This is a genomic window from Shewanella sp. S1-49-MNA-CIBAN-0167 (assembly GCF_040310145.1).
Taxonomy (GTDB): domain Bacteria; phylum Pseudomonadota; class Gammaproteobacteria; order Enterobacterales; family Shewanellaceae; genus Shewanella; species Shewanella psychromarinicola.
In genome coordinates this window covers 1-267 of record NZ_JBEOPO010000290.1, presented here as the reverse complement: position 1 = coordinate 267, position 267 = coordinate 1, and the positions used below count along the sequence as shown (strand labels likewise).

General features: G+C 39.0%; 1 pseudogene. It reads right to left on the bottom strand.

What is annotated here, in order from left to right:
- Positions 1-267, bottom strand: a pseudogene (locus AAEZ00_RS21350) (prolyl oligopeptidase family serine peptidase); the annotation flags it as partial.

Sequence of the window (267 nt, the reverse complement as noted above, 5' to 3'; positions counted from 1 at the left end):
ATAGAAGCATGCTTCGTTGGCGATACCAGTTCACTAAACTCAGTTTTTTGCGCAATGAGTTTATCAACAGGTGTATAAACAATGGCGCCTTGTTTGAAAGTCCCTTTGGGGGTAACTAAATCGCTTTTTAGCTCGATATATAGCTGACCTTTAAAGTAACCTTTTAAATCGGCATCTTCAGGAATAGGCAGCGACACTAACTTACTATCTTGATAAACATAATGTTTAGCGGTGTAGAAGGTTAAACTTTCGGTGACGATATTCAGC